The organism is Streptomyces sp. NPDC048600 (assembly GCF_055587025.1).
Genome location: NZ_JBVJGZ010000044.1, coordinates 14,902 through 37,460, shown reverse-complemented (window position 1 = coordinate 37,460; position 22,559 = coordinate 14,902). Strand labels below are relative to the sequence as shown.

Genomic DNA, 22,559 nt, shown 5'->3' with positions numbered 1-22,559 from the left:
ACCAACCACCGAATCGAGTGAAGGGACACCCCTTGCAGATCGCGATCGTCCTCTACGACCGCTTCACCGCCCTCGACGCCGTCGGCCCCTACGAGACCCTCGGCCGGCTGCCCGACGCCGAAACGGTCTTCGTCGCCGAGCACACCGGCCCGGTCCGCACCGACACCGGGAACCTCGCCCTGGTCGCCGACCGCACGCTCGCCGAGGTACCGGACCCGGACGTCGTCGTCGTACCGGGCGGCCCCGGCCAGACGCCGCAGATGGACAACGCGGCCCTGCTGGACTGGCTGCGCGCGGCCGACGCAGCGAGCACCTGGACGACCTCCGTGTGCACCGGCTCACTGCTGCTGGCCGCCGCCGGGCTGCTGAAGGGCCGCCGGGCGACCTCGCACTGGCTCGCGCTGGAGTACCTCGCGAAGTACGGTGCCGAGTCCACCGGGGAGCGGGTCGTCTTCGACGGCAAGTACGTCACCGCGGCCGGGGTCTCCTCCGGCATCGACATGGGCCTCGCCCTGCTGGGCCGGATCGCGGGCGACGAACACGCCCAGGCGGTACAGCTGCTGACGGAGTACGACCCGCAGCCGCCCTACGACGCGGGCTCCCCGGAGAAGGCGCCCGCCCGTCTGGTCGAGGAGTTCCGCGGCAAGAGCCGTTTCCTGCTGACCTGATGAGGGCGGCCCGTCAGCCCGACGTGGTCCAGGTGAACCGCGGCTTCCTGCGCTCCAGGAACGCGGCGACCCCCTCGGCGGCCTCCGCGCTCTCGTGGGCCCGCGCCGCCCAGTGCTCGTCGCGGTCGGTGCGCCCGTCGGCGAACTCCTTGGCCGCGGCCTGCGTCAGCTGGGAGCGCTGGACGAGGACCTGGGTGAACTCGGCGACCCGCTTGCCGAGTTCGCCCCGGGGCAGCACCTCGTCCACCAGGCCGGTGCGCAGCGCCCGCGCGCTGTCGATCAACTCGCCCGAGAACAGCAGGTACTTGGCGGCGGCGGGCCCGGTCAGCGACACCAGCCGACGGGTGGAGGAGGCCGGGTAGACGATGCCGAGCTTCGCCGGGGTCACCCCGAACAGGGCGCCCTCCTCGGCGAACCGCAGATCGCAGGCGGCGGCCAGCTGCGAGCCGCCGCCCACGCAGTGCCCCTCGACCGCGGCCAGCGTCGGCCGGGGGAAGGAGGCCAGCGCCTCCTCCGCCCGCACCGCGAGCTCCTGCGCCTCGCGGGGCGAACCCTGGAGCGTGGAGATGTCGGCCCCCGCGCAGAATGTGCCGCCCTCGCCGGTCAGCACCAGCGCCCGTACGCCCGGGTCGGCGGCCAGCGTGCCGAGCAGCGGGGGCAGCGCGGCCCACATCGCGGCGGTCATGGCGTTGCGCTTGGCTGGGTGGTGGATGACGACCGTGGCGACGGAATCGGTCACGCTGTGCAGCAGCTGGGGCTCCATGCGCCGGATGCTAACCCGGACCCCCTGGCGTGCCCCTGTGGGGATGATCACCGGCCTCGGAGGAGAACCCCCGGCAAAAAGGGCGAGCGCGCGGTCAAACCCGTACAACCCGAATAGTTCGCGAAGACGGCACTATGGGGGCAGGAGCAGTCCCACAACTGACTGTGTCATACGCCAACGGTCAGAAACGCTCGATAGTCGCTGACTTGTGTTCAGTCATCCGGTCCGGAGCGACTCGTTATCAACACTCGACGTGTGGTGACAATCGAGCGCGAGGGTGGCGACCGGACGATGGAGACCCACGGGCGCGGGCCCGGTCCACGCCCAGCAGGTGACGCGGACGCACCCCTTCAGGCGGGCCCCCCCGACCCGCTGCCGTACGAGGGTGTCTGGCGGTTCACGGCCCCGGCCGTGGAAGCCTCGGTCCCGCAGGCGCGGCACGCCGTGCGGGACTTGCTGTACCGGCAGGGAGTGCCCGCTTCGGACGACCTCGTCCAGGGACTCCTGCTGATCGTCTCGGAGCTGGTGACCAACGCCGTGCGGCACGCGGCCCTGCTGTCACCGGTGCTGGCCGTGGAGGTCGCCGTCGGCGCGGAGTGGGTGCGGGTGTCCGTCGAGGACAACCACCCCTACCGGCCGACCGCCCTGGAGGCCGACCACGGCCAGACGGGCGGCCGGGGACTGCTCCTCGTACGGGAGATCACGCGGGAGGCGGGCGGGGTGTGCGACGTGGAGCACACCGCGAGCGGCGGCAAGGTGATCTGGGCCGCCCTGCCGCTCAAACCCGCGCTGTCGACCTGAGTGCCGTACCCGACGACCGGGAGGCAGGCCCCTGCGCCGGGTCCGGTCTCACCAGCCGGAGGCGTCGCCCGTCAGCTCGCGGATCGCGGGACGGGCGGCGTCCAGCACGGTCATGAACCACGCGGAGAACACGTCCTTCGCGTGCCGCTCCGCGAGCTCCGCGGGCGTCACGAAGGCCGTGTCGCCGACCTCCCGCGCGTCCGGCCGCAGCGGGGCCTGCACTAGGCCGACGAAGAGGTGGTTGTACTCCTGCTCCACGAGACCCGAGGCGGGGTCCGGGTGGTTGTAGCGGACCGTGCCCGCCTCCGCCAGCAGCGCCGGGGAGGCCCCGAGCTCCTCGAAGGTGCGCCGGGCCGCGGCGGCGAAGGGTGCCTCACCGGGGTAGGGGTGGCCGCAGCAGGTGTTGGACCACACGCCGGGGGAGTGGTACTTGCCGAGCGCACGCTGCTGGAGCAGCAGCCGCCCGCGGTCGTCGAACAGGAACACCGAGAACGCGCGGTGCAGCTGTCCCGGCGCCTGATGGGCGGCGAGCTTCTCCGCGGTGCCGATCGTCACGCCGTTCTCGTCGACGAGTTCCAGCAAGATAGCTTCCGCGGTGCCCTGAGACGCCTGCTGCGTCGCGGTGGCAGAGGTGATCGCCATACCCATCCTTCGCTTCGGTTCCCGCGCCCCAGTCTGCCGTACGAAACCGGCACTTCCGGCACTACCGCTCCTCGGTACGCCGGAATGGGGGCCCGAGGGACGATCATGCCCAGGGGTGTGTGCCGCAACCACGTGCCGCAACCACGTGCCCAGCCACCGGACCGGGCCGCCGGGTCAGTGACACAGCCGCGCCTCGTGCTCGGCGTGGCCGCCGGGCTCCAGCTGGAAGGTGCAGTGCTCCACGTCGAAGTGGTCGCCGAGACAGCCCTGGAGCTCGTGCAGCATCTTCTCGTGCCCGATCGCGCTGAGGACGTCCTCGCGCACCACCACGTGCGCCGAGAGCACCGGCATCCCCGAGGTGATCGTCCAGGCGTGCAGGTCGTGGACGTCCTCCACCCCGTCCAGCGCCAGGATGTGCTCGCGCACCTCGGCCATGTCGACGCCCCGGGGGGCCGACTCCAGCAGCACGTCCAGGGTCTCGCGCAGCAGCCGCAGGGTGCGCGGCACGATCATCAGGCCGATCACCAGCGAGGCGATCGGGTCCGCCGCCTCCCAGCCGGTGGTGAGGATCACCGCGGCCGAGATCAGCACCGCGACCGAGCCCAGCGCGTCCGCCGCGACCTCCAGGAACGCGCCGCGCACGTTCAGGCTGTCCTTGCTGCCGCGCATCAGCAGGGTGAGGGAGACCATGTTCGCGGCGAGGCCCACCAGCGCGAACACGATCGTCACCCCGCCCTCGGTGCCGGCCGGCGTGATGAACCGCTGGATCGCCTCGTACAGGACGTAGCCGCCGACGCCGAGCAGCAGCAGACAGTTGGCCAGTGCCGCGAGGATCTCCGCGCGGGCGTAGCCGAAGGTGCGCCGGGCCGTCGGCGGGAGGCCCGCGAAGTGGATCGCCAGCAGAGCCATGCCGAGCCCGAGCGCGTCGGTCGCCATGTGCGCGGCGTCCGCGATCAGTGCCAGCGAGTCGGCCATCACGCCGCCCACGATCTCGGTCACCATCACGCCGAGCGTGATCGCGAGCGCGACCCTCAGCCGTCCGCGGTACGCCGCGGTCGCCGTACCGCCCTCGCCGTGTGCGTGCGTATGCCCGTGGTCATGCCCAGCCCCCATGAGAACCGCCCTCCTGCGATCGGACCGGGATCACAGTGAACTACGGGTGGGGGGTATCCGGCAACGCGGCACTGAACACCGTTGTCATGTGCTCTGACCTGCGGAAACGAAGCGCAGGTCAGAGCGGTGAGGTCACCGGCCGTGGTGTGTTCGCGACCGCGCGGGGCCTCGTCGGCCCCGCCGCCGTCTCACCGGCCGTGGTGCAGCTGCCATCCCTGCCAGGCGGACTCGACCATGTCCGTCAGGCCGTACCGGGCGCTCCAGCCGAGCTCCTTCGCGGCGCGGGCGGCCGAGGCGACCGCGCGGGGCGCGTCACCGGGGCGGCGGTCCTCGACGACGGGCGCGCGGGGGTCGCCCGTCACCTCGCCGATCAGCGTGACCAGCTCGCGTACGGAGACGCCCTGGCCGCGGCCGATGTTCACCGTGAGGTCGCCCGGGGCTCCGGCGGCGTTCAGCTGCCGGGCCGCCGCGAGATGGGCCTCGGCGAGGTCGGCCACATGGATGTAGTCGCGCACACAGGTGCCGTCCGGCGTCGGATAGTCGGCGCCGAAGATCCGCGGCGCGTCGTCGCGGGTGAGCCGGTCGAAGACCATCGGGACGATGTTGAAGACACCCGTGTCGGCCAGCTCGGGCGCCGCCGCCCCCGCCACGTTGAAGTAGCGCAGGCACACCGTCGCGATCCCGTGCGCCCGGCCCGCGGCCCTGACCAGCCACTCTCCGGCCAGCTTGGTCTCGCCGTAGGGGTTCACCGGGGCACACGGGGTGTCCTCGGTGATGAGGTCCACGTCCGGGGTGCCGTAGACGGCCGCGGAGGAGGAGAAGACGAACCGGCCGATCCCGGCCTCGGCGACGACGTCCAGGAGTGCGGCGAGCCCGCCCACGTTCTCCGCGTAGTACCAGGTCGGCCGGGCGACCGACTCGGCCACCTGCTTGCGGGCCGCGAGATGCACCACGCCGGTCACCTCGTGCTCGGCGAACACCTGCCGCAGCAGGGCCGGGTCCGCCGCCGAGCCCGCCACGAGCGGCACGCTCTCCGGCAGCCTCGCCGCGAAGCCCGCCGAGAGGTCGTCCAGCGCCACGACGCGCTCCCCGGCACCGGCCATGGCCCGTGCCACATGCGCCCCGATGTATCCGGCACCGCCGGTGATCAGCCATGTCATGGTCGCCCACCCTAGGGCCTGTCTGACAAATTCCCGCCTGCCGGGCGACGCCTGGCACGCACTCCCCCAGAGGGGCACCCCCAGCCGCGTTGCGATCGCACGCACCAGACGCCGCCCGGCCCGCCCTTCGGGCGGACAACAGGAATTTGTCAGACAGGCCCCAAGCCGCCTCCGCCTAGACGGAGGGCCCCGCCGCGCTCACCCGGACGGCCGTATGTCTCGAATGCCTGTTCTGAGGTCGCGATTTTGTCTGCCCGGCACCCCATCACCGATGATGATCGCGACGGAGGTCACGAGCAGACCGTGTCGACCGGGCCGTGAACGGCCGGTGAACACGGCTTTCCCATCATCCGATAGCCTCTGCCGACATGCCGCCCGCCTGGTCCAGCCAAGGGGCGCCGCCCACATGTACACGACCGGCGCGCAGGCGCCGGCACTCCAGGGAGTGAGTTGGGTTGCCGACCGCCATCCTCACCGGTCAGCCGGTCCCCGGATCGTCGATCGAGGACGATCTGCGGTCCCTCGGCTTCGATGTCCGCGTGGCGTCCGGCGCCGACGACGCCGCGGCCCTCCTGGAGGAGGTCCCGGCCGACCGGCGTGTCGCGGTCGTCGACCCCGCCTTCGTCGGTCACCTGCACGCGCTGCGCCTCGGGCTGACCGACCCGCGCTTCCCGCTCGCCGCGATCCCCGGCGCCGTCACCGCCCAGCCGGACGGCCGCCAGGCCCTCGGCCGGGCCATGTCCGGGGAGAGCGCCCCGGGCGGCGGCCGGATCGCCGTCGCCGGTCTCGCCGACCGGCTGGCCACCGCCCTGGACGCGGACGGCGCCGCCGTGCACCGCCCCGAACTGGGCAGCCTCGTCGCCACCGTCCCGGCCGACCCGCAGGCCCGCAACGAGGCCCGGCAGTCCGTCCTGGCCGTCGACGACGAGGCCGTGCGCCTGAAGTCCGCCGTGAAGGCCCGCGACGGCTTCTTCACCACCTACTGCATCAGCCCCTACTCCCGGTACATCGCCCGCTGGTGCGCCCGCCGAGGTCTGACCCCCAACCAGGTCACCACCGCCTCGCTGCTCACCGCGCTGATCGCGGCCGGCTGCGCCGCCACCGGCACCCGCGGCGGGTTCGTCGCGGCGGGCGTCCTGCTGATCTTCTCCTTCGTGCTGGACTGCACCGACGGCCAGCTCGCCCGCTACTCCCTCCAGTACTCCACGCTCGGCGCCTGGCTGGACGCCACCTTCGACCGGGCCAAGGAGTACGCCTACTACGCGGGCCTCGCCCTCGGCGCGGCCCGCGGCGGCGACGACGTATGGGCCCTCGCGCTCGGCGCGATGATCCTCCAGACCTGCCGGCACGTGGTCGACTTCTCCTTCAACGAGGCCAACCACGACGCCACCGCCAACACCAGCCCCACCGCCGCCCTCTCCGACAAGCTGGACAGCGTCGGCTGGACGGTGTGGATCCGGCGCATGATCGTGCTGCCGATCGGCGAGCGCTGGGCGATGATCGCGGTCCTCACCGCGCTCACCACCCCGCGCATCACCTTCTACGCCCTGCTCATCGGCTGCGCGTTCGCGGCGACGTACACCACGGCCGGCCGCGTGCTGCGCTCGCTGACCCGCAAGGCCGAGCGGACCGACCGGGCGGCCAGGGCGCTGGCGGACCTCGCGGACAACGGCCCGCTCGCGCAGGCGCTGAGCCGTGTCGCGCTGCCGCTGCGCACCCCCGTGGTCTCCGCGCTGCTGGGCACCGCCGCCATCCTGCTCACCGCGTCCCTCGCGCCGTACGGCAGCTGGCTGACCGTCACGAGCGGTGTGGTCTACGTCGCCTTCTCCGCGCTCGCCGTCACCGCCGCCCGCCCGCTCAAGGGCCCTCTCGACTGGCTGGTCCCGCCGCTGTTCCGGGCCGCCGAGTACGTCACCGTCCTCGTCCTGGCGTGCAAAGCCGGGGTGAACGGCGCCCTCCCTGCGGCTTTCGGCCTGGTGGCGGCGGTCGCCTACCATCACTACGACACGGTGTACCGCATCCGCGGAAACGCCGGCGCGCCGCCGGCCTGGCTGGTGCGCGCCATCGGCGGGCAGGAAGGGCGGACGCTGCTCGTCGCCGTGCTGGCCGCGCTGCTCACCGGCGCGCAGTTCACGGTCGCGCTCACGGCACTGGCCGTGGCCGTCGCCCTGGTGGTGCTCGCCGAGAGCATCCGCTTCTGGGTGGCCTCTCATCTGGGAGGCGCGCCCGCCGTACACGACGAAGGAGAACCCGCATGATCGGCCTCGTGCTGGCGGCCGGCGCCGGAAGGCGTCTGCGCCCCTACACCGACACCCTGCCCAAGGCGCTGGTGCCGGTGGGGCCCGCGGGCATAGAGGGTGGACCCGATGCGGTCACAGTCCTGGACCTGACCCTCGGCAACTTCGCCGAGATCGGTCTCACCGAGGTCGCGGTCATCGTCGGCTACCGCAAGGAGGCCGTCTACGCGCGCAAGGCGGCGCTGGAGGCCAAGTACGGCCTCACGCTCACCCTCATCGACAACGACAAGGCCGAGGAGTGGAACAACGCCTACTCCCTGTGGTGCGGCCGTGACGCCCTCAAGGACGGGGTGATCCTCGCCAACGGCGACACCGTCCACCCGGTCTCCGTCGAGAAGACCCTGCTGGCCGCCCGCGGCGAGGGCCGTCGCATCATCCTGGCCCTGGACACCGTGAAGTCCCTCGCGGACGAGGAGATGAAGGTCGTCGTCGGCGCCGACCAGGGCGTTCGGAAGATCACCAAGCTGATGGACCCGGCCGAGGCCACCGGCGAGTACATCGGCGTCACCCTCATCGAGGGCGAGGCCGCCCCCGAACTCGTCGACGCGCTGAAGACCGTCTGGGAGACCGACCCGCAGCAGTTCTACGAGCACGGCTACCAGGAGCTCGTGAACCGCGGATTCAAGATCGACGTCGCGCCGATCGGCCAGGTCGACTGGGTGGAGATCGACAACCACGACGATCTCGCCCGGGGACGGGAGATCGCGTGCCGGTACTGACCAGGCTGATCCCCTCGCCCGTCGTCGTCGACATCCGCCCCGGCGCCCTGGACGACCTCGCCGGGGTGCTCGCCGACGAGCGCATCTCGCACTCCGGCAAGCTCGCGGTCGCCGTCAGCGGCGGTTCCGGCGCCCGGCTGCGCGAGCGGCTCCAGCCCGCCCTGCCCGGCGCCAGCTGGTACGAGGTCGGCGGCGGCACGCTCGACGACGCCGTGCTGCTGGCCGCCGACATCAAGGCCGGCCACTACGACGCGGTCGTCGGGCTCGGCGGTGGCAAGATCATCGACTGCGCCAAGTTCGCCGCGGCGCGCGTCGGCCTGCCGCTGGTCGCCGTACCCACCAACCTCGCCCACGACGGCCTGTGCTCACCGGTCGCGACCCTGGACAACGACGCGGGCCGCGGCTCCTACGGGGTGCCGAACCCGATCGCGGTCGTGATCGACCTGGACGTCATCCGCGAGGCCCCGGTGCGCTTCGTGCGGGCCGGCATCGGCGACGCCGTGTCGAACATCTCGGCGATCGCCGACTGGGAGCTGGCGCACCGGGTCAAGGGCGAGAAGATCGACGGCCTGGCCGCCGCCATCGCCCGGCAGGCCGGCGAGGCCGTGCTGCGTCACCCCGGCACCATCGCGGACACCGGCTTCCTCCAGGTGCTGGCCGAGGCGCTGGTGCTCAGCGGCATCGCCATGTCGGTGTCGGGCGACTCCCGCCCGTCCTCCGGCGCGTGCCACGAGATCAACCACGCGTTCGACCTGCTGTACCCCAAGCGGGCGGCCGCCCACGGCGAGCAGTGCGGCCTGGGCGCGGCCTTCGCGATGTACCTGCGCGGGGCCCAGGAGGAGTCGGCCTACATGGCCGCCGTCCTGCGCCGGCACGGGCTTCCCGTGCTGCCGGAGGAGATCGGCTTCACGCCCGAGGAGTTCGTCCGGGCCGTGGAGTACGCCCCCCGGACCCGGCCCGGCCGCTACACGATCCTCGAACATCTCGACCTCACAACCGACCAGATCAAGGACATCTACGCCGACTATGTCAAGGCCATCGGTAGCTGAACTCCGTCCGGTCGTCCACCCCGCTGGGGTCAAGGACCGGCGCAGCGGTGAGCACTGGATGGGACGCCTCTACATGCGTGAGGTGTCCCTGCGGGTCGACCGCTACCTGGTGAACACCAGGGTCACGCCCAACCAGCTCACGTACCTGATGACCGTCTTCGGCGTGCTCGCGGCCCCGGCCCTGCTGGTGCCGGGCATCGCGGGCGCGGTCCTCGGCGTGCTGTGCGTCCAGATGTACCTGCTGCTGGACTGCGTCGACGGCGAGATCGCGCGCTGGAAGAAGATGTACTCGCTCAACGGCGTCTACCTCGACCGGGTCGGCGCCTACCTCACCGACGCCGCCGTGCTGGTCGGCTTCGGCCTGCGCGCCGCCGATCTGTGGGGCGAGGGCCGAGTCGACTGGCTGTGGGCCTTCCTCGGCACCCTGGCCGCGCTCGGCGCGATCCTGATCAAGGCCGAGACCGACCTGGTCGGCGTCGCCCGCCACCAGGCCGGCAAGCCGCCCGTGCAGGAGGCGGCCGCCGAGATGCGCTCCTCCGGCATGGCGCTGGCCCGCCGGGCCGCCGCCGCGCTGAAGTTCCACCGCCTGATCCTGGGCATCGAGGCCTCGCTGGTGATCCTGGTCCTGGCGGTCGCCGACCAGATGCGCGGCGACCTGTTCTTCACCCGGCTCGGCGTCGCGGTCATGGCCGGCATCGCGCTGCTCCAGACGCTGCTGCACCTGGTGTCCATCCTCGCCTCCAGCAGGCTGAAGTGAGCGCCCCGATGAAGGTCGGCGCGGTGATCATCACCATGGGCAACCGCCCCGACGAACTGCGCGCCCTGCTCGACTCGGTCGCGGGGCAGGAGGGCGGCCCGGTCGACGTCGTCGTGGTCGGCAACGGCTCGCCCGTCCCGGACGTCCCCGCGGGCGTGCGCACGGTGGAGCTGCCCGAGAACCTCGGCATCCCCGGCGGCCGCAACGTGGGCATCGAGGCCTTCGGGCCCGGCGGCCGCGATGTCGACATATTGCTCTTCCTCGACGACGACGGCCTGCTCGCCCGCACCGACACCGCCGAACTGTGCCGCCGCGCCTTCGCCGACGACGACCGCCTCGGCATCGTGAGCTTCCGCATCGCCGACCCGGAGACCGGGGTCACCCAGCGCCGCCACGTCCCCCGGCTGCGCGCCTCCGACCCGATGCGCTCCTCCCAGGTCACCACCTTCCTGGGCGGCGCCAACGCCGTCCGCACCCGGGTGTTCGCCGAGGTCGGCGGGCTGCCCGACGAGTTCTTCTACGCCCATGAGGAGACCGATCTGGCCTGGCGCGCGCTCGACGCCGGCTGGATGATCGACTACCGCGCCGACATGGTGCTGTACCACCCGACGACGGCTCCCTCCCGGCACGCGGTCTACCACCGCATGGTCGCCCGCAACCGCGTCTGGCTGGCCCGCCGCAATCTGCCCGCCCCCCTGGTCCCGGTGTACCTCGGGGTGTGGCTGCTGCTCACCCTCGTACGCCGTCCGTCGCGGCCCGCGCTCCAGGCGTGGTTCGGCGGGTTCCGGGAAGGCTGGACCACGGCCTGCGGGCCCCGCCGTCCGATGAAGTGGCGTACCGTGTGGCGGCTGACCCGGCTGGGCCGGCCCCCGGTGATCTGACAAGCTCGACCCTGGGAGCGCCGGTGAAGGGCCAGGCCCCGGCCGGCCCGAACCGGCCGCACATCGAAGACGAAAGTTTCCACTAGTGAGTGAGACCACGCAGGACGGAGGACTCGCGGTGACCGCGCCCCCGTCCCCCGACGAGTCCATGACGGCGGCCCAGCTCGCCGAGAAGTACGGGCTGGCCGTCAGCGGCGCCCGGCCCTCGCTCGTCGAGTACGTCCGCCGGCTCTGGGGCCGTCGCCACTTCATCCTGGCGTTCTCCCAGGCCAAGCTGACCGCCCAGTACAGCCAGGCCAAGCTCGGCCAGCTGTGGCAGGTGGTCACACCGCTGCTGAACGCGGCCGTCTACTTCTTCATCTTCGGTGTCATCCTGGAGGCCGACCGGGGCATGTCCCGGGACGTCTACATCCCCTTCCTGGTCACCGGCGTGTTCGTGTTCACCTTCACGCAGAGCTCGGTGATGGCGGGCGTGCGGGCGATCTCCGGGAACCTCGGCCTGGTGCGGGCGCTGCACTTCCCGCGTGCCTCGCTGCCCGTCTCCTTCTCGCTCCAGCAGCTCCAGCAGCTGCTGTTCTCGATGATCGTGCTGGTCGCGGTGACCACCGCGTTCGGCAGCTACCCGGACCTGTCCTGGCTGCTGATCTTCCCGGTGCTGGCGCTGCAGTTCCTCTTCAACACCGGCCTCGCCCTGATCGTGGCCCGGGCCGGCGCGAAGACCCCCGACCTCGCGCAGCTGATGCCGTTCGTGATGCGGACGTGGATGTACGCCTCCGGCGTCATGTACTCCATCCCGATCATGCTGGCCGACAAGCCGCAGTGGATCGCCACGGTGCTCCAGTGGAACCCGGCCGCGATCTACATGGACCTGATGCGCTTCGCGCTGATCGACGACTACGGCTCGAAGAACCTGCCCGACCACGTCTGGGCGGCCGCGGCCGGCTGGGCCGTGCTGTTCGCGGTGGGCGGCTTCGTGTACTTCTGGAAGGCTGAGGAGAGGTACGGCCGTGGCTGAGCCCCGCATCCCCACCGTCATCGCCGACGAGCTGCACATCGTCTACCGCGTCAACGGCGCCAAGACCGGCAAGGGCAGCGCCACCTCGGCCCTGAGCCGGATAGTCAAGCGCGGCGAGGAGCGCGGCGTGCGCAAGGTGCACGCGGTCAAGGGCGTGTCCTTCGTCGCCTACCGGGGCGAGGCCGTCGGCCTCATCGGCTCCAACGGCTCCGGCAAGTCCACCCTGCTGCGGGCCATCGCCGGCCTGCTGCCCGCGGAGAGCGGCAAGGTCTACACCGACGGCCAGCCCTCCCTGCTCGGTGTGAACGCGGCCCTGATGAACGACCTCACCGGCGAGCGCAACGTCATCCTCGGCGGTCTCGCCATGGGCATGTCCCGGGAGCAGATCAAGGAGCGCTACCAGGAGATCGTCGACTTCTCCGGCATCAACGAGAAGGGCGACTTCATCACCCTGCCGATGCGGACGTACTCCTCCGGCATGGCGGCCCGGCTGCGGTTCTCCATCGCGGCGGCCAAGGACCACGACGTCCTCATGATCGACGAGGCGCTCGCCACGGGTGACCGCTCCTTCCAGAAGCGCTCCGAGGCCCGTATCCGCGAGCTGCGCGGACAGGCCGGCACGGTCTTCCTGGTCAGCCACAACAACAAGTCGATCCGTGACACCTGCGACCGTGTGCTGTGGCTGGAGCGCGGTGAGCTGCGCATGGACGGCCCCACCGAAGAGGTGCTCAAGGAGTACGAGAAGTTCACCGGCAAGTGACCTGCCGGCACCGGGCCCCGCTGGACTCGCTCCGGCGGGGCCCCGGTCTGTGCGGGCGACCTGCAGGAGAACTGTCAACTCCGCCTTCCGGCGGGAGTCTTGGACGTCAATCGGTGTTGTCTTGTGATGTGCCGGACACCCCCACGGTCCGGGCCGCGTTGTACAACGTAAGCTGTACCGGTGCCCAATCGCGGCAAGTGGGGCGATAATGCGCGACACCGCCCCTCGGGGCGCCGCGCCGAGCGCCCGGCGGCGTGTCCGAAATAGTGTGTATTGGGTCGGCAGTGTAGAACGGGAGATGTGACGGCAATGGCTACGGAAACTCCCCGGCTCCGCGAGGCATGCGCCGTCCCCGCCCAGGGCAGCGAGCGGTGACGGGAACCCACACGACACGCCTCGGCGACCCCGAGCGCGACACGCTCGGCAAGGCCGCGGCCGAGAACTTCCCCGTGGCCCCGTTCTTCCTGCCCCGCGCCTGGCGCACCGACCTCATGGCCGTGTACGGCTTCGCCCGCCTCGTCGACGACATCGGCGACGGCGACCTCGCCCCCGGCGGCGCCGACGCCCGCCTGCTCGGCGTGGCCCCGGACCGCGCCGGCGACCGCATGGCCATGCTGGACGCCTTCGAGGCCGACCTGCGCCGCGTCTTCGACGGCGAACCCCGGCACCCGCTGCTGCGCCGCCTGCAGCCGACCGTCCGCCGCCGCGCGCTCACCCCCGAGCCCTTCCTCGGCCTGATCGCCGCGAACCGCCAGGACCAGCTGATCAGCCGGTACGAGACCTACGACGACCTGCTCGCCTACTGCGAACTGTCGGCCAACCCCGTCGGCCGGCTCGTGCTCGCCGTCACCGGCACCTCCACCCCCGAGCGCGTCCGCCGCTCCGACGAGATCTGCACCGCCCTCCAGATCGTCGAACACCTCCAGGACGTGGCCGAGGACCTCGGCCGCGACCGGATCTATCTGCCCGCCGAGGACATGAAGCGCTTCCACGTCCAGGAGTCCGACCTCGCCGCGGCGTCCGCGGGCGCCTCGGTGCGCGCACTGATCGCGTTCGAGAGCGGGCGTGCCCGTGACCTGCTGCGCGAGGGCGCACCCCTCGTGGGCAGCGTCCACGGCAGGCTCAGACTGCTGCTCGCGGGGTTCGTGGCGGGGGGCGCGGCGGCCCTCGACGCCATCGCCGCCGCCGAGTACGACGTACTTCCCGGCCCACCCAGGCCCGGCAAGCTCCGGCGGCTGCGTCAGGTGGGCGCCACACTGCGAGGAGAGGGGTGATCCGGTCCGTGGAGTCTCCACCACCCGTGTCCGCGCCGGTACTCGCCGCCTACAGCTACTGCGAGACCGTCACCGGACAGCAGGCCCGCAACTTCGCGTACGGCATCCGGCTGCTGCCCATGTCCAAGCGCCGGGCGATGTCCGCGCTGTACGCGTTCTCGCGCCGCGTCGACGACATCGGGGACGGGGCGCTCGCCCCCGACGTCAAGGCGGCCCGGCTGGAGGACACCCGCGCCATGCTGGCCCGGGTGCGCGCAGGCACGGTCGACGAGGACGACACCGACCCCGTCGCGGTCGCGCTCACCCACGCCGCGCGGGTCTTCCCGATCCCGCTCACCGGCCTCGACGAGCTGATCGACGGCGTGCTGATGGACGTACGCGGCGAGACCTACGAGACCTGGGACGATCTGAAGGTGTACTGCCGCTGTGTGGCGGGCGCCATCGGACGGCTCTCGCTCGGCGTGTTCGGCACCGAACGGGGAGCGCGCGGCGCCGAGCGCGCGTCCGAGTACGCCGACACCCTCGGGCTCGCGCTGCAGCTCACCAACATCCTGCGGGACGTCCGTGAGGACGCCGCGGACGGGCGCACCTATCTGCCCGCCGACGACCTCGCCAAGTTCGGCTGCTCGGCCGGCTTCGACGGCGGGCCTGTGCCGCCCGAGGGCTCCGACTTCGCCGGTCTCGTGCACTTCGAGGTGCGCCGGGCCCGCGCCCTGTTCGCCGAGGGCTACCGGCTGCTGCCCCTGCTCGACCGGCGCAGCGGCGCCTGTGTCGCGGCCATGGCCGGCATCTACCGCCGGCTGCTGGACCGGATCGAGCGCGACCCCGGGGCCGTGCTGCGCGGCCGTGTCTCCCTGCCCGGCCGCGAGAAGGCCTACGTCGCCGTGCGCGGACTGTCCGGACTGGACACCCGCCATGTGACGCGGACCGGCAGGAGGCGGATCTGATGGACAGCCCCGCAGGCTCCGAGAGCACGGGCCGAGGTGACGCCGCAGGCATCCACAGAGAGGCCCGTCGCACGGGCCGCAAACGGTGCGCAACCCTCCGCCGACGGACGGCGTCCCTGAGTGCAGCGGCCCGCCGTGCAGCGTTCAACCGTCATGGCGGCTTTGCGGGGGAGGGCACACGATGACCGACGGCCAGCGGCCGCACGAGCCGCTCACCGGCCTCGCCGAGGCCTCCGGGACGTCCGGGAGGGACGCCGTCGTGGTCGGCGGCGGGCTCGCCGGAGTGACCGCCGCGCTCGCGCTCGCCGACGCGGGAATGCGCGTCACCCTGCTCGAGGGCAGACCGAGACTGGGCGGCCTGGCCTTCTCCTTCCGGCGCGGCGACCTCACCGTCGACAACGGCCAGCACGTCTATCTGCGCTGCTGCACCGCCTACCGGTGGTTCCTCGACCGGATCGAGGGCAGCGCCCTCGCCCCGCTCCAGAAGCGGCTCGACGTACCCGTCGTCGACGTGGCCCGGCCCGCGGGCCGAAGGCTCGGCAGACTGCGGCGCGACGCGCTGCCCGTCCCCCTCCACCTGGGGCGCAGCCTCGCCACCTATCCGCATCTCTCCCTCGCCGAACGCGCCGCGGTCGGCCGCGCCGCACTCGCGCTCCAGGGCCTCGACCTCACCGATCCGGGCCTGGACGCACAGGACTTCGGCAGCTGGCTGACCGCGCACGGTCAGTCGGCGCGTGCCGTCGAGGCCCTGTGGGACCTGGTCGGGGTCGCCACCCTCAACGCGGTCGCGGGCGAGGCCTCCCTGGGGCTCGCCGCGATGGTGTTCAAGACCGGTCTGCTGTCCGACCCCGGCGCCGCCGACATCGGCTGGGCACACGTCCCGCTCGGCGAACTGCACGACCGGCTGGCCCGCAAGGCGCTCGACTCCGCGGGCGTGCGTACCGAGGTCCGTACACGAGTCACCTCCGTCTCCCGTCACGAGAACGGACGCTGGAGCGTCCAGGTTCCCGGCGAGACCGTCGAGGCGGACGCCGTCGTCCTCGCCGTACCGCAGCGCGAGGCGTACGACCTGCTGCCCGCCGGCGCCCTCGACGCCCCCGAGCGGCTGCTGGAGATCGGCACCGCGCCGATCCTCAACGTCCATGTCGTCTACGACCGCAAGGTGCTCGACGCGCCGTTCGTCGCCGCCCTCGGCACCCCCGTGCAGTGGGTGTTCGACCGCACCGACGCCTCCGGGCTGCGCCGCGGCCAGTACCTCGCGGTCTCCCAGTCGGCCGCGCAGCGGGACATCGAGGAGCCGGTGGCCGTGCTGCGCGAGCGCTATCTGCCCGAGCTGGAGCGACTGCTGCCGCTCGCCCGCGATGCCGAGGTGCTGGACTTCTTCGTGACCCGGGAGCGCACCGCCACGTTCGCCCCCGCCCCTGGCGTCGGACGGCTCAGGCCCGGCGTCCGCACCAAGGCTCCCGGCCTGTACCTGGCCGGATCGTGGACCGCCACTGGGTGGCCCGCGACGATGGAGAGTGCGGTCCGCAGCGGTGTCGGCGCGGCGGACGCCGCGCTGAGCGCCCTGGGCCGGCCCCGCCCCCGCCACCTCTTCGAGTTCGAGGCGGCGGCATGAGACTCGATGAGCGCGCGGCAGGTCCCCGCACCTCCGGCACCGCAACAAGAGGAGAACCTGTGCCCACTGTGCCCCCGGCCTCGACGGCCGAACGCGAGACCGCGGTGGACGTGACCACCCTCCTGGAGCGCGGCCGGACCCTGACCACCCCCGTGCTGCGGGCGGCCATCGACCGCCTGGCGCCGCCCATGGACACCGTGTCCGCCTACCACTTCGGCTGGATCGACGCCGAGGGCAGGCCGAGCGCGGGTGACGGCGGCAAGGCCGTACGCCCCGCCCTGGCCGTGCTGTCCGCCGAGGTCACCGGCGCCCGGCCCGAGATCGGCGTCCCCGGTGCCGTCGCCGTGGAACTGGTCCACAACTTCTCGCTGCTGCACGACGACCTGATGGACGGTGACGAGCGGCGCCGCCACCGCGAGACCGTCTGGAAGGTGCACGGCCCCGCCCAGGCCATCCTGGTCGGCGACGCCATGTTCGCCCTCGCCAACGAGGTCCTGCTGGAGCTGGGCACCGCCGAGGCCGCCCGCGCCACCCGCCGGCTGACCTCCGCCTCCCGCGCCCTCATCGACGGCCAGGCCCAGGACATCTCCTACGAGCACCGCGACCGCGTCAGCGTCGAGGAGTGCCTGGAGATGGAGGGCAACAAGACCGGCGCCCTGCTCGCCTGCGCCAGCTCCATCGGCGCCGTGCTGGGCGGCGCCGACGACCACACCGCCGACCATCTGGAGAAGTACGGCCACCACCTCGGCCTCGCCTTCCAGGCAGTCGACGATCTCCTCGGAATCTGGGGCGACCCCCAGTCCACCGGCAAGCAGACCTGGAGCGACCTGCGCCAGCGCAAGAAGTCCCTGCCGGTCGTCGCCGCCCTCGCGGCCGGCGGCCCCGCCTCCGAGCGGCTCGGTGAGCTGCTCGCCGCCGACGCCAGGAGCAGCGACTTCGCGAACTTCTCCGAGGCTGAGTTCGCCGCCCGCGCCGCCCTCATCGAGGAGGCGGGCGGCCGCGAGTGGACCGCCGCCGAGGCCCGCCACCAGCACACCCTCGCCCTGAAGGCCCTGGACGCCGTCGACATGCCCGAACGGGTCCGGGCGCAGTTCTCGGCGCTCGCCGACTTCGTCGTCGTACGAAAGAGATGATCACTATGGGCCGGACGAACCTCGCTTAGTCGCCGGCCGCGGGCGCACCCGGTGCGCCCGTCGGCCGACGGCGGACCCACGGCAGACGCACCACCAGCACGACTGCAGTGAAGGGGAAGCCATGACAGCGACGACCGACGGAAGCGCCGGGGCGGTGCCGCCCCACGCTGCCGCGGCCACACGGAGACACAGCACCGCCCCCGGGGCGGCCGGGGTGCTCGACGCCGCCGAACGCGCGATGCGGCGCGCGACCGACCACCTGCTGGCCCGGCAGAACGCGCAGGGCTGGTGGAAGGGCGACCTGGAGACGAACGTCACCATGGACGCCGAGGATCTGCTGCTGCGCCAGTTCCTGGGCATCCTCGACGAGCCCACCACCCGGGCGGCCGCCCTGTTCATCCGCGGTGAACAGCGCGAGGACGGCACCTGGGCCACCTTCTACGGCGGACCGGGCGAACTGTCCGCCACCATCGAGGCGTACGTCGCCCTGCGGCTGGCCGGGGACGACCCCGGCGCACCCCATATGGCGAAGGCCTCCGCCTGGGTCCGCGAGCGCGGCGGGATCGCCGGGGCCCGGGTCTTCACCCGGATCTGGCTCGCCCTGTTCGGCTGGTGGAAGTGGGAGGACCTGCCCGAACTCCCGCCGGAGATCATCTACTTGCCGCCGTGGGTGCCGCTCAACATCTACGACTTCGGCTGCTGGGCCCGGCAGACGATCGTCCCGCTGACCGTCGTCTCGGCCAAGCGCCCGGTGCGCCCCGCGCCCTTCCCGCTCGACGAGCTGCACACCGACCCCGCGCGGCCCAACCCGCCCAAGCCCCTGGCTCCGCCGGTCAGTTGGGACGGCGCCTTCCAGCGTCTGGACCGCACGCTGCACGCGCTGCGCAAGGTCGCCCCGCACCGGCTGCGCAAGGCCGCGATGAACACCGCCGCCCGCTGGATCATCGAGCGGCAGGAGAACGACGGCTGCTGGGGAGGCATCCAGCCGCCGGCCGTGTACTCGCTGATCGCGCTGCATCTGCTCGGCTACGACCTGAAGCATCCGGTGATGCGCGAGGGCCTGGCCTCGCTGGACCGTTTCGCCGTGTGGCGCGCGGACGGCGCCCGCATGATCGAGGCCTGTCAGTCGCCGGTGTGGGACACCTGCCTCGCGACGATCGCGCTGGCCGACGCCGGGGTGCCCGCCGACCATCCCCAACTCGTCAAGGCCGCCGACTGGATGCTCGGCGAGGAGATCGTCCGCCCCGGCGACTGGGCGGTCAAGCGTCCCGGACTCCAGCCGGGCGGCTGGGCGTTCGAGTTCCACAACGACAACTACCCCGACATCGACGACACCGCCGAGGTCGTCCTCGCGCTGCGCCGGGTCCGCCACCACGACTCCGAGCGGCTGGACCGGGCCGTCGGACGGGCCGTGCGCTGGAACCTCGGCATGCAGTCCCGCAACGGCGCGTGGGGCGCCTTCGACGTCGACAACACCAGTCAGCTCCCCAACCGGCTGCCGTTCTGCGACTTCGGCGAGGTCATCGACCCGCCCTCGGCCGACGTCACCGCGCACGTCGTCGAGATGCTCGCCGTCGAGGGCCTCGCCCACGACCCGCGCACCCTGCGCGGCATCCGGTGGCTGCTGGCCGAACAGGAGCCGGACGGCTCGTGGTTCGGGCGCTGGGGCGTCAACTACATCTACGGCACCGGCTCGGTGGTGCCCGCCCTGACCGCGGCCGGCCTGCCCGGCTCCCACCCGTCGATCCGGCGGGCGGTGACCTGGCTGGAGACCGTACAGAACGACGACGGCGGCTGGGGCGAGGACCTGCGCTCCTACCGGGACACCCGCGGCTGGGGCGGGCGCGGCGAGTCCACGCCCTCACAGACCGCCTGGGCGCTGCTCGCCCTGCTGGCCGCCGGGGACGACGACTCCAAGGCCGTCCGGCGCGGCATCGAGTGGCTCACGGCCCGCCAGCGCGAGGACGGCTCCTGGGACGAGCCCCACTTCACCGGCACCGGCTTCCCCTGGGACTTCTCCATCAACTACCACCTGTACCGGCTGGTCTTCCCGCTGACCGCGCTCGGCCGGTACGTCAACGGCGACCCCTTCGCCGGACCCCGCACCGAGGCCGAGGGGGGCTGATGACGGCCAAGCCCGCCCCGGCTCCGCTGCTGATCGCCTGCGCGCTCGGCATCGAGCACCTCGCCCTGCGCATGGGCGACCGAGGCGGCGCGGACGGGCCGGTCACGGTGGTGCGCACCGGGATGGGGCCGAGGGCGGCGGAACGGTCCGTCACCCGGGTGCTGGCCGGCCCGGTGCTCGCCGACGCCGCGGTGCTCGCCACCGGCTTCTGCGCGGGCCTGGCCCCCGGTATGCACCCCGGCGACCTCGTCGTCGCCGAGGAGACCCGGGACCCGCACGGCAGCACCCCGTGCGTGGGCACCGATTTGCTGGTCAAGGAGCTGACACGGGCCGTTCCCGGCCGCACCGTGCACACCGGCCCGCTCATCGGCTCCGACCACGTGGTACGCGGCGCCGAGCGTGCCGCGCTGCGCGCCACCGGAGCCATCGCGGTCGACATGGAGTCGGCCGCCACGCTCCTGAGTGCCGTCCGGGCGGGCGAGCGCCCGGTTGCGGCCGTCCGGGTGGTCGTGGACGCTCCAGAACATGAACTCGTCCGGATCGGTACGTTGCGCGGTGGAATATCAGCTTTCCGCGTTCTTCGCTGTGTTCTTCCCGCTTTCTTCGAATGGCACCGTTCTTTGCTGCTCCCCCGGAGGTGAGCCAGATGGCCATGCCGCTGCGACAGTCCATCAAGGTTGCTACATACCTGGCCGAACAGAAGCTCCGCAGGCGTGACAAGTTCCCGCTCATCGTCGAGCTGGAGCCGCTGTTCGCCTGCAATCTCAAGTGCGAGGGCTGCGGGAAGATCCAGCACCCGGCGGGCGTGCTCAAGCAGCGCATGCCGGTGGCCCAGGCGGTGGGCGCGGTGCTGGAGTCCGGCGCGCCGATGGTGTCGATCGCCGGCGGGGAACCGCTGATGCACCCTCAGATCGACGAGATCGTCCGGCAGTTGGTGGCCAGGCGCAAGTACGTCTTCCTCTGCACCAACGCCATGCTGCTCCGCAAGAAGATCGACAAGTTCACCCCCTCCCCGTACTTCGCCTTCGCGGTGCACATCGACGGACTGCGGGAGCGGCACGACGAGTCGGTGGCCAAGGAAGGCGTCTTCGACGAGGCGGTGGAGGCGATCAAGGAGGCCCAGCGGCGCGGCTTCCGGGTCACCACCAACTCCACCTTCTTCAACACCGACACCCCGCAGACCGTCGTGGAGGTGCTCAACTTCCTCAACGACGAGCTGAAGGTCGACGAGATGATGATCTCGCCCGCCTACGCCTACGAGAAGGCACCCGACCAGGAGCACTTCCTCGGGGTGGAGCAGACCCGCGAACTGTTCAGGAAGGCCTTCTCCGGCGGCAACCGGAGCCGCTGGCGGCTCAACCACTCCCCGCTCTTCCTGGACTTCCTGGAGGGCAAGGTCGACTTCCCCTGCACCGCCTGGGCGATCCCCAACTACTCCCTCTTCGGCTGGCAGCGCCCCTGCTACCTGATGAGCGACGGCTACGTCCCGACGTACCGCGAGCTGATCGAGGACACCGACTGGGACAAGTACGGCCGCGGCAAGGACCCGCGCTGCGCCAACTGCATGGCGCACTGCGGCTACGAACCCACCGCCGTGCTGGCCACCATGGGCTCGCTGAAGGAGTCCCTGCGGGCCATGCGCGAGACGGTCGGCGGGAACCGGGAGTGAGGCCATGACCGCCGTCCCCTTGGGCGTCCCCGCCGTACCGGCCCGGCCGATCGCCGAGCGGCGCCCGTCACGGCAGATCCAGGTCGGGCCGGTGCCGGTCGGCGGCGGTGCCCCCGTCTCGGTGCAGTCGATGACGACGACCCGCACCTCGGACATCGGGGCCACGCTCCAGCAGATCGCCGAGCTGACCGCGTCCGGCTGCCAGATCGTCCGGGTCGCGTGTCCCACCCAGGACGACGCGGACGCCCTCGCGACGATCGCCCGCAAGTCGCAGATCCCGGTGATCGCCGACATCCACTTCCAGCCCAAGTACGTGTTCGCCGCGATCGAGGCGGGCTGCGCGGCCGTTCGCGTGAACCCTGGCAACATCAAGAAGTTCGACGACCAGGTCAGGGAGATCGCGCGGACCGCGAAGGACCACGGCACCCCGATCCGGATCGGCGTGAACGCGGGCTCGCTGGACCGGCGGCTGCTGGAGAAGTACGGCAGGGCCACCCCGGAGGCCCTGGTCGAGTCGGCGCTGTGGGAGGCCTCCCTCTTCGAGGAGCACGGCTTCCGCGACATCAAGATCTCGGTCAAGCACAACGACCCGGTCGTGATGGTCGAGGCCTACCGGCAGCTCGCCGACGCCTGCGACTACCCGCTGCACCTGGGCGTCACCGAGGCGGGCCCCGCCTTCCAGGGCACGATCAAGTCGGCCGTCGCCTTCGGCGCGCTGCTCTCGCGCGGCATCGGCGACACCATCCGGGTCTCGCTGAGCGCGCCGCCGGCCGAGGAGGTCAAGGTCGGCATCCAGATCCTCCAGTCGCTGGGCCTCAGGGAGCGACGGCTGGAGATCGTCTCCTGCCCGTCCTGCGGCCGCGCCCAGGTCGACGTCTACAAGCTCGCCGACGAGGTCACCGCCGGTCTCGACGGGATGGAGGTGCCGCTGCGGGTCGCGGTGATGGGCTGCGTCGTCAACGGGCCCGGCGAGGCGCGGGAGGCCGACCTCGGTGTCGCCTCCGGCAACGGAAAGGGACAGATCTTCGTCAAGGGCGAGGTGATCAAGACGGTCCCCGAGTCCAGGATCGTGGAGACCCTCATCGAAGAGGCGATGAAGATCGCCGAGCAGATGGAACAGGACGGCGCAGCCCCGGGGGAGCCGGCCGTCACCGTGAGTTGAACAGCA

At 72.0% G+C, this 22,559-nt stretch carries 22 protein-coding genes; 18 read left to right on the top strand and 4 right to left on the bottom strand.

Features of this window, described 5'->3' with window-relative positions:
- Nucleotides 1-32: 32 nt before the first annotated feature.
- A complete protein-coding gene (locus ACZ6SQ_RS35920) occupies nucleotides 33-668 on the top strand; it encodes a DJ-1/PfpI family protein (RefSeq protein ID WP_469569769.1) in 636 nt (211 codons plus the stop codon).
- Nucleotides 669-681: 13 nt separating this feature from the next.
- Here ACZ6SQ_RS35920 and ACZ6SQ_RS35915 read toward each other — a convergent pair whose 3' ends face one another.
- Nucleotides 682-1,431, bottom strand: a complete 750-nt coding sequence (locus tag ACZ6SQ_RS35915) for an enoyl-CoA hydratase/isomerase family protein (RefSeq protein WP_469569767.1) — start codon at nucleotides 1,429-1,431, stop codon at nucleotides 682-684.
- 291 nt (nucleotides 1,432-1,722) lie between these two features.
- Here ACZ6SQ_RS35915 and ACZ6SQ_RS35910 point away from each other — a divergent pair, with 291 nt between their 5' ends.
- Nucleotides 1,723-2,232 carry an ATP-binding protein gene (locus ACZ6SQ_RS35910; RefSeq protein ID WP_469569795.1) on the top strand — a complete coding sequence of 170 codons (510 nt, stop codon included), beginning with the start codon at nucleotides 1,723-1,725 and terminating at the stop codon, nucleotides 2,230-2,232.
- 48 nt (nucleotides 2,233-2,280) lie between these two features.
- On the opposite strand, the gene idi is transcribed toward ACZ6SQ_RS35910, so the two are convergent.
- The 3 genes from idi to galE all read right to left on the bottom strand — a co-directional run bounded on the left by idi (nucleotide 2,281) and on the right by galE (nucleotide 5,147).
- The gene (idi, locus tag ACZ6SQ_RS35905) at nucleotides 2,281-2,874 is read right to left on the bottom strand and encodes an isopentenyl-diphosphate Delta-isomerase (RefSeq protein ID WP_469569764.1); all 594 of its coding nucleotides are present in this window, start codon (nucleotides 2,872-2,874) and stop codon (nucleotides 2,281-2,283) included.
- A 174-nt stretch (nucleotides 2,875-3,048) separates the two neighbouring features.
- Nucleotides 3,049-3,987, bottom strand: coding sequence for a cation diffusion facilitator family transporter (locus ACZ6SQ_RS35900; RefSeq protein ID WP_469569763.1), 939 nt, complete (start codon nucleotides 3,985-3,987; stop codon nucleotides 3,049-3,051).
- Nucleotides 3,988-4,175: 188 nt separating this feature from the next.
- Nucleotides 4,176-5,147 (bottom strand): UDP-glucose 4-epimerase GalE, encoded by a 972-nt coding sequence (gene galE / locus ACZ6SQ_RS35895; protein WP_469569761.1) that lies wholly within the window; start codon nucleotides 5,145-5,147, stop codon nucleotides 4,176-4,178.
- Nucleotides 5,148-5,602: 455 nt separating this feature from the next.
- Between galE and ACZ6SQ_RS35890 the strand changes: the two genes are divergently transcribed.
- The 16 genes from ACZ6SQ_RS35890 (at nucleotide 5,603) to ispG (ending at nucleotide 22,553) form a co-directional block, all read left to right on the top strand.
- Nucleotides 5,603-7,405 carry a DUF5941 domain-containing protein gene (locus ACZ6SQ_RS35890; protein WP_469569759.1) on the top strand — a complete coding sequence of 601 codons (1,803 nt, stop codon included), beginning with the start codon at nucleotides 5,603-5,605 and terminating at the stop codon, nucleotides 7,403-7,405.
- On the top strand, nucleotides 7,402-8,163 hold the full coding sequence (locus tag ACZ6SQ_RS35885) for a phosphocholine cytidylyltransferase family protein (RefSeq protein WP_469569757.1): 762 nt from the start codon (nucleotides 7,402-7,404) through the stop codon (nucleotides 8,161-8,163). Before ACZ6SQ_RS35890 ends, ACZ6SQ_RS35885 begins: the two co-directional genes overlap by 4 nt.
- Nucleotides 8,151-9,212 (top strand): iron-containing alcohol dehydrogenase family protein, encoded by a 1,062-nt coding sequence (locus ACZ6SQ_RS35880; protein WP_469569755.1) that lies wholly within the window; start codon nucleotides 8,151-8,153, stop codon nucleotides 9,210-9,212. Before ACZ6SQ_RS35885 ends, ACZ6SQ_RS35880 begins: the two co-directional genes overlap by 13 nt.
- Complete coding sequence (locus ACZ6SQ_RS35875) at nucleotides 9,190-9,969, top strand: CDP-alcohol phosphatidyltransferase family protein (protein ID WP_469569753.1); 780 nt, start codon at nucleotides 9,190-9,192, stop codon at nucleotides 9,967-9,969. The genes ACZ6SQ_RS35880 and ACZ6SQ_RS35875 overlap by 23 nt, the downstream gene beginning before the upstream one ends.
- Nucleotides 9,966-10,850, top strand: a complete 885-nt coding sequence (locus tag ACZ6SQ_RS35870; protein ID WP_469569751.1) for a glycosyltransferase family 2 protein — start codon at nucleotides 9,966-9,968, stop codon at nucleotides 10,848-10,850. Before ACZ6SQ_RS35875 ends, ACZ6SQ_RS35870 begins: the two co-directional genes overlap by 4 nt.
- 85 nt (nucleotides 10,851-10,935) lie before the next feature.
- Entirely contained in the window at nucleotides 10,936-11,865 is a 930-nt protein-coding gene (locus ACZ6SQ_RS35865) for an ABC transporter permease (RefSeq protein ID WP_386378306.1), read from the top strand.
- The gene (locus tag ACZ6SQ_RS35860; protein WP_386378305.1) at nucleotides 11,858-12,625 is read left to right on the top strand and encodes an ABC transporter ATP-binding protein; all 768 of its coding nucleotides are present in this window, start codon (nucleotides 11,858-11,860) and stop codon (nucleotides 12,623-12,625) included. The genes ACZ6SQ_RS35865 and ACZ6SQ_RS35860 overlap by 8 nt, the downstream gene beginning before the upstream one ends.
- Before the next feature lie 341 nt (nucleotides 12,626-12,966).
- Entirely contained in the window at nucleotides 12,967-13,899 is a 933-nt protein-coding gene (gene hpnC, locus ACZ6SQ_RS35855; RefSeq protein ID WP_469569748.1) for a squalene synthase HpnC, read from the top strand.
- Nucleotides 13,896-14,846 (top strand): presqualene diphosphate synthase HpnD, encoded by a 951-nt coding sequence (gene hpnD, locus ACZ6SQ_RS35850; protein WP_469569746.1) that lies wholly within the window; start codon nucleotides 13,896-13,898, stop codon nucleotides 14,844-14,846. The genes hpnC and hpnD overlap by 4 nt, the downstream gene beginning before the upstream one ends.
- Nucleotides 14,846-15,031, top strand: coding sequence for a DUF6380 family protein (locus ACZ6SQ_RS35845; protein ID WP_469569744.1), 186 nt, complete (start codon nucleotides 14,846-14,848; stop codon nucleotides 15,029-15,031). Before hpnD ends, ACZ6SQ_RS35845 begins: the two co-directional genes overlap by 1 nt.
- On the top strand, nucleotides 15,028-16,464 hold the full coding sequence (gene hpnE, locus ACZ6SQ_RS35840; RefSeq protein WP_469569742.1) for a hydroxysqualene dehydroxylase HpnE: 1,437 nt from the start codon (nucleotides 15,028-15,030) through the stop codon (nucleotides 16,462-16,464). Before ACZ6SQ_RS35845 ends, hpnE begins: the two co-directional genes overlap by 4 nt.
- Nucleotides 16,465-16,532: 68 nt before the next feature.
- Entirely contained in the window at nucleotides 16,533-17,597 is a 1,065-nt protein-coding gene (locus ACZ6SQ_RS35835) for a polyprenyl synthetase family protein (RefSeq protein ID WP_469569792.1), read from the top strand.
- A 121-nt stretch (nucleotides 17,598-17,718) separates the two neighbouring features.
- A complete protein-coding gene (shc, locus tag ACZ6SQ_RS35830) occupies nucleotides 17,719-19,722 on the top strand; it encodes a squalene--hopene cyclase (RefSeq protein WP_469569740.1) in 2,004 nt (667 codons plus the stop codon).
- Nucleotides 19,722-20,363, top strand: a complete 642-nt coding sequence (locus ACZ6SQ_RS35825; RefSeq protein ID WP_469569739.1) for a phosphorylase family protein — start codon at nucleotides 19,722-19,724, stop codon at nucleotides 20,361-20,363. Before shc ends, ACZ6SQ_RS35825 begins: the two co-directional genes overlap by 1 nt.
- Before the next feature lie 5 nt (nucleotides 20,364-20,368).
- Nucleotides 20,369-21,391 (top strand): adenosyl-hopene transferase HpnH, encoded by a 1,023-nt coding sequence (gene hpnH / locus ACZ6SQ_RS35820; RefSeq protein WP_469569737.1) that lies wholly within the window; start codon nucleotides 20,369-20,371, stop codon nucleotides 21,389-21,391.
- 4 nt (nucleotides 21,392-21,395) lie between these two features.
- A complete protein-coding gene (gene ispG / locus ACZ6SQ_RS35815) occupies nucleotides 21,396-22,553 on the top strand; it encodes a flavodoxin-dependent (E)-4-hydroxy-3-methylbut-2-enyl-diphosphate synthase (RefSeq protein ID WP_469569735.1) in 1,158 nt (385 codons plus the stop codon).
- The last annotated feature ends 6 nt before the right edge of the window (nucleotides 22,554-22,559 follow it).

Coding starts and splice junctions, on each gene's coding strand:
- ACZ6SQ_RS35910 (WP_469569795.1), top strand. CDS start 1,723: ATGGAGACCCACGGGCGCGGGCCCGGTCCACGCCCAGCAGGTGACGCG.
- hpnE (WP_469569742.1), top strand. CDS start 15,028: ATGACCGACGGCCAGCGGCCGCACGAGCCGCTCACCGGCCTCGCCGAG.
- galE (WP_469569761.1), bottom strand. CDS start 5,147: ATGACATGGCTGATCACCGGCGGTGCCGGATACATCGGGGCGCATGTG.
- ACZ6SQ_RS35845 (WP_469569744.1), top strand. CDS start 14,846: ATGGACAGCCCCGCAGGCTCCGAGAGCACGGGCCGAGGTGACGCCGCA.
- ACZ6SQ_RS35885 (WP_469569757.1), top strand. CDS start 7,402: ATGATCGGCCTCGTGCTGGCGGCCGGCGCCGGAAGGCGTCTGCGCCCC.
- ispG (WP_469569735.1), top strand. CDS start 21,396: ATGACCGCCGTCCCCTTGGGCGTCCCCGCCGTACCGGCCCGGCCGATC.
- ACZ6SQ_RS35915 (WP_469569767.1), bottom strand. CDS start 1,431: ATGGAGCCCCAGCTGCTGCACAGCGTGACCGATTCCGTCGCCACGGTC.
- hpnH (WP_469569737.1), top strand. CDS start 20,369: ATGGCCATGCCGCTGCGACAGTCCATCAAGGTTGCTACATACCTGGCC.
- ACZ6SQ_RS35900 (WP_469569763.1), bottom strand. CDS start 3,987: ATGGGGGCTGGGCATGACCACGGGCATACGCACGCACACGGCGAGGGC.
- idi (WP_469569764.1), bottom strand. CDS start 2,874: ATGGCGATCACCTCTGCCACCGCGACGCAGCAGGCGTCTCAGGGCACC.
- hpnC (WP_469569748.1), top strand. CDS start 12,967: ATGCGCCGTCCCCGCCCAGGGCAGCGAGCGGTGACGGGAACCCACACG.
- shc (WP_469569740.1), top strand. CDS start 17,719: ATGACAGCGACGACCGACGGAAGCGCCGGGGCGGTGCCGCCCCACGCT.
- ACZ6SQ_RS35825 (WP_469569739.1), top strand. CDS start 19,722: ATGACGGCCAAGCCCGCCCCGGCTCCGCTGCTGATCGCCTGCGCGCTC.
- ACZ6SQ_RS35875 (WP_469569753.1), top strand. CDS start 9,190: ATGTCAAGGCCATCGGTAGCTGAACTCCGTCCGGTCGTCCACCCCGCT.